The sequence below is a fragment of the Streptomyces sp. NPDC022910 genome (assembly GCF_055561075.1).
Genome location: NZ_JBVHHL010000136.1, coordinates 1 through 4,344, shown reverse-complemented (window position 1 = coordinate 4,344; position 4,344 = coordinate 1). Strand labels below are relative to the sequence as shown.

Here is a 4,344-nt window from a genome sequence, read left to right as displayed (position 1 = left end):
ACGGAACTCGGCGTCGTACGGCGGCTTCTTCTTGGACCCCATGAATCCCAACTTCCCCTGCAATCACGGGCTCCACGCTACGAGGGGATGGTCAGGCGCCCGTCCCGACGCACTCGACCGGCGCCCCGTCGATGCCAGCAAGCGCGCGCAGATCGGCGCCATCCTCGGCTCGCGCCCGATCTACACGGTGCAAGGGCCGCCCGGCACCGGCAAGACACACATGGCGGCGTGGCTGCTGCGCGAGATCCTCGCCGAGGATCCGATGGCCCAGATCCTCATCACCGCACAGGCGCACTCGGCGGTGGACGTCCTGAAGACGAAGGTCGAGGGCGAGGCGTTCGCCGACATCCCGGACGAGAGCCGGCCGCTGTCGATCAGACTGCTCCCGACGAAGGGTCCGCTGCAGACCAGGGATTCCCAGGATGAGCCCTGGTCGGTCCAGTCCGTGGCCCGAAAACTCCTGGACACCACCGTCAGAAAGCTGGAAGCGCTCCAGGCGCAGAAGCCCCTGTCCGAGGTGACCGCCGACTGGCTGGAAGCGTGCCGGACCATGCGCCAGGAGATCGTCACCCAGCAGGCCACCCAGGCCGGCGAGTTCCAGGAACTCGTGCGGCGGAGCGCCAGCATCACCTACAGCAGCGCGAGCGACGGCGGCCTCGCGGGGCTGGCGGGAGAGGTGAGCTACGACTGGTCGATCGTCGAAGAGGCCGGAAAGGCCCACGGCTTCGAACTGGCCCTGCCCCTCTATCTCGGTCACCGGTGGCTGCTGATCGGAGATCCCCAGCAGTTGCCTCCCTACCGGATGGAGGAGTACAGGAAGGCGCTCTCCAACCCGGAGCGGGCTGTGCGGGCCCTGCGCGACCTCGGAGGCGCCGACGGGCTGGTCGACTGGGAGGTGCTCAACCGGTGGCGCGACAAGCCCGACGAGGGGAAAAAGTACTTCACCGCGTACTGCAACCGGTGGCTCACCTTCTTCGGCCAGCTGCACGACCTGTCCGTGGAGCACGAAGACGGCGGGGGCATGCTCACCGGTCAGTACCGCATGCATCCGGACATCGGTGACCTCGTCTCGGAGACGTACTACGAGGGAAGACTGGAGCACCACACCCACCACCGGGATCCGCACGGGCTGACCGCTCCCCCGGTGCTGGCAGGCAAGGCCGTCGTCTGGCTCGACCTGCCGGCAGCTTCGGCCGACCCGCGTACCGCAGAGACGGCTCAGCCGAAGTACCGCAACGAGGCGGAGGCGCACGCCCTGGAACTCTTCCTGCGCTCCCTGCGTGGAAACTCCGCGCACCCGGTCGACCTCGCCGTTCTGTCGCCCTACGCCCAGCAGGTGGTCGCGCTGGGCAGACGCCTGCAGGGCGGCGAGACCCGTGCCGAACTGAGGCGTAACGGGATCGCCCTCGCTCCCGACCCGCGTGGCGTCGGCGGCGGACAGAGCGCCGCGGCCGGCGAGCCGGACCGGGGAGGTGTGTTCACCGTCGACTCGTTCCAGGGCAACCAGTCCGAGATCGTCGCGGTCAGCCTGGTGCGCAACAACATCAAGCCGCCGGGGCAGGGCCTGGGCTTCCTCAAGGCGGCATCACGGATGAACGTCCTCATATCGCGAGCCGAACGCCTGCTGATCCTCGTCGGCTCCTGGGACTTCTTCCGGCACCAGGTGTCGGAGGTGCCGCGCGACGAACGGCTATACCACGAACTGCGCCACGTGGCCGTTCTGGTGGACCGGCTGGAGAAGATGTTCGCCGACGGCCGGGCGATCCGGGTGGCGGCCGACCTGACCGGCGTGGACGAGAGGATGCGCCGGATCGGTGCGCAGCGTGGCGGCCACAGGAGCGGAACACGCTTGTCCACGCACACGGAAGGGGAACGGCTGTGACCCACGTTCTGCTGCCGCTGGACGTCTTTCATGTGTCGTACGAACTAGCGGTGGGCCGGCCCTACAGCAAGCTGGAGGAACTGCTGCTGCGGCTGATCGCCGAGGACCAGGGTGAAGAGGGCCGCGTCTTCCAGGAGTTGCGCGAAGCGTTCCAGGTCCACGACAGGCTGCTCGTCGAAGGGCTGGTGACACTGCTGCGCGAAGGGTGGGTGGCCATGGTCCAGAGCGACCACGACATCCGCTACGTCGCAACGGACGAGGGGCTCGTCACCATCGACAAGGGCCGCAGGCCGGCCGGCCTGCGGGTCCAGCGCAGACACGCGAAGATCGTGCGGGAAACGCTCAGCTGCCAGGTGGAACACATCAACAACCTGGAAGTGTTCACCGCCGAGGAGATCCGCCGGAAGACCGGCCGGATGGCGATCGGTTTCGCCCTGAGGAGACGTCAGCACCGCAGGACGCTCAACGGAGGCGAGACCGAGTGGCTGCTGCCGCGGAGCTCGGGCGAGCAGCAGTGGATCCGCCGGATCGACAGTGACGCGAGGGTGCTGCGCGGAAAGTACTTCCTGCCGCTCCGGGTGGACCTGGAGGAAGGAACCGTGCGGGGCCTGCCCGGCAACTGGAGACAGCTCGTCCCGCTGGTGCTGGAGCAGACCGAGCAGCAGTTCCCGGACCTCGCGGTCGGCTCCGAAGCCCAGAGAAGGTTCGGCAGTCTGCTGAAGGAGCGGGGAGGCTACCGCGGCCGGGGCCGGCATACCGCCGGAGGGGACGTTCCGCAGCCGGAGCCGACCGCCGTGCCCTGCGCCGAAGCGGCCCTGTGCGCGGGGGAGAGCCGCCAGCTCGCCGAGCGCGCCCTGGAGCGTGCGTCCGGTCGTGTGCTGATCGCGGCCTCGCACTTGGACGACGCTCAGGCCAAGCGGCTGAGCGAGGTGGTCACCGGCCTGCGCGGCCGCGGTGTGAGTGTCGATGTGCTCTGGTCCTGCGCCGAAGTGTCGGAAGAGGCACGCAGACGCCTGGTCGACGCGCTGGATTCGGCACGCGGGCGATCGGCTCCGGGAAAGCTCTTCTTCAACAGAACACCGGCGGCCGCCAAGGCCGACTTCGTCCTGGCGGACACCGGTGACGGGCCGGTCGCCGTGCTGGGCGCCGGGTTGCTGTCCGGGCCGGCGCAGGATCAGGCACTCAGCCCCGCTGTGCTCGTCGACGACGTGCGCGGGCTGAGCACCCTGGCCCTGCTGGCCTCCGGGTGGTGGCAGGAGAGCCCCGACGACCACACGGAGCTCGCTGCGAGCCGCTGGCGGCGTCTGGCGGAGAAGTGGGTCGAGGAGGCGGCCCTGAACCTGGCGGGGCCGGGGACGGAGGAGCCCGAGGACTCCCCGGACTCGGTGCAACCGCTGCTCCCCTCACCCCGGGGCGGTGCGGAGGCGAGCGGAGTGTCGCTGCTCATCGGCGCCCAGGGTGCCGCGACCCGCGACAGGCTCCTGGACCACGGCGCCTGTACGACGGACCATCTGCCGGACACCTGGGATCCGGTGGAGGTGGCAGCCACAGCCCGGGAATGGGTCGTGGGCGTGCGCGGTACATGGCTGTCGACTCTCTCCTTCCGGCTCCGTGGCCGCCTCGCCGCCGAACTGTGGCAGCGGGCCGGAGCTGGACGCGATCGAGTGGGAGCAGCCGACCGCCTGCCGAGCTGACGAGCAGGTATGACGAGGGCCTCCATCTTGCGGTCGAGGCCCTCATCGGGCTTGCACGGACGCGCTCGGCTCATGAACACCGCAGTATCCCGCCTCGCGGTTTCCTGCCGGTATGTCGCCGAAATCGCCGACCTCACCGAGAGGGCGCGGTGAAGGACCTCACCACCACCCTCGAGGACCAGGATCTCGCCCGTTTCCTCGGCACCGCGATCCAGGGCCCGAGCACGTATGGAGGCTGCTCCCCGTCGTCGCAGGCGTCCACGGTGGCCTGCGCCTACCAGCTCATCGAGTTCCGCGAGCACGACCACTCCGCCCTGCGCCACGACGGCCTCCCTCCCGTGCCGAGGGCCAACGTGCTGCCTGGTAGCGCTTACCGACTCTCCAGCACCCACCGCAGGTGCACGGAGTGGGCCCCCGACTGAACGGGGCTGATCAGACGCACGCACCCGTTCGCGACGCCTACCGGCGTCGGGCCCCCATGGCCTTTGACAGGGGACCAGCCATGTTCTGGTGCCCCGTAGGGCTCGAACCTGTGGCTGGCCGCCCACATTTCGAGCCGATCGAGCTCTTCGGCAAGGCGTTCGGCGGTCAGATAATGACTGTTGAGTACCGGCTGATCGAAGTATCGGTTCAACTGGCCGATGGATTCCTTGTACAGGGCCAGGTAGGTCTTTGAATCGCCCCGGGTTTGATGGAGACATCGAAGACCCGGAAGGATGCCGATCATGGCTGCTCCCCGTAAGTACCCTGACGAACTGCGCGAGCGTG

The 4,344-nt window shown here is 68.7% G+C and carries 3 protein-coding genes; all 3 read left to right on the top strand.

Annotated elements, in window-relative coordinates; translation table 11 throughout:
• The coding region (locus tag ACZ3TS_RS42540) for an AAA domain-containing protein (RefSeq protein ID WP_467628507.1) at nt 1-1,882 on the top strand (1,882 nt) is incomplete at its 5' end.
• Nucleotides 1,879-3,576: a hypothetical protein gene (locus tag ACZ3TS_RS42535; protein ID WP_467628505.1), complete on the top strand. Its 1,698-nt coding sequence runs from the start codon at nt 1,879-1,881 to the stop codon at nt 3,574-3,576. The genes ACZ3TS_RS42540 and ACZ3TS_RS42535, both read left to right, overlap by 4 nt.
• A 149-nt stretch (nt 3,577-3,725) precedes the next feature.
• Nucleotides 3,726-3,998, top strand: a complete 273-nt coding sequence (locus tag ACZ3TS_RS42530; protein WP_467628502.1) for a hypothetical protein — start codon at nt 3,726-3,728, stop codon at nt 3,996-3,998.
• The last annotated feature ends 346 nt before the right edge of the window (nt 3,999-4,344 follow it).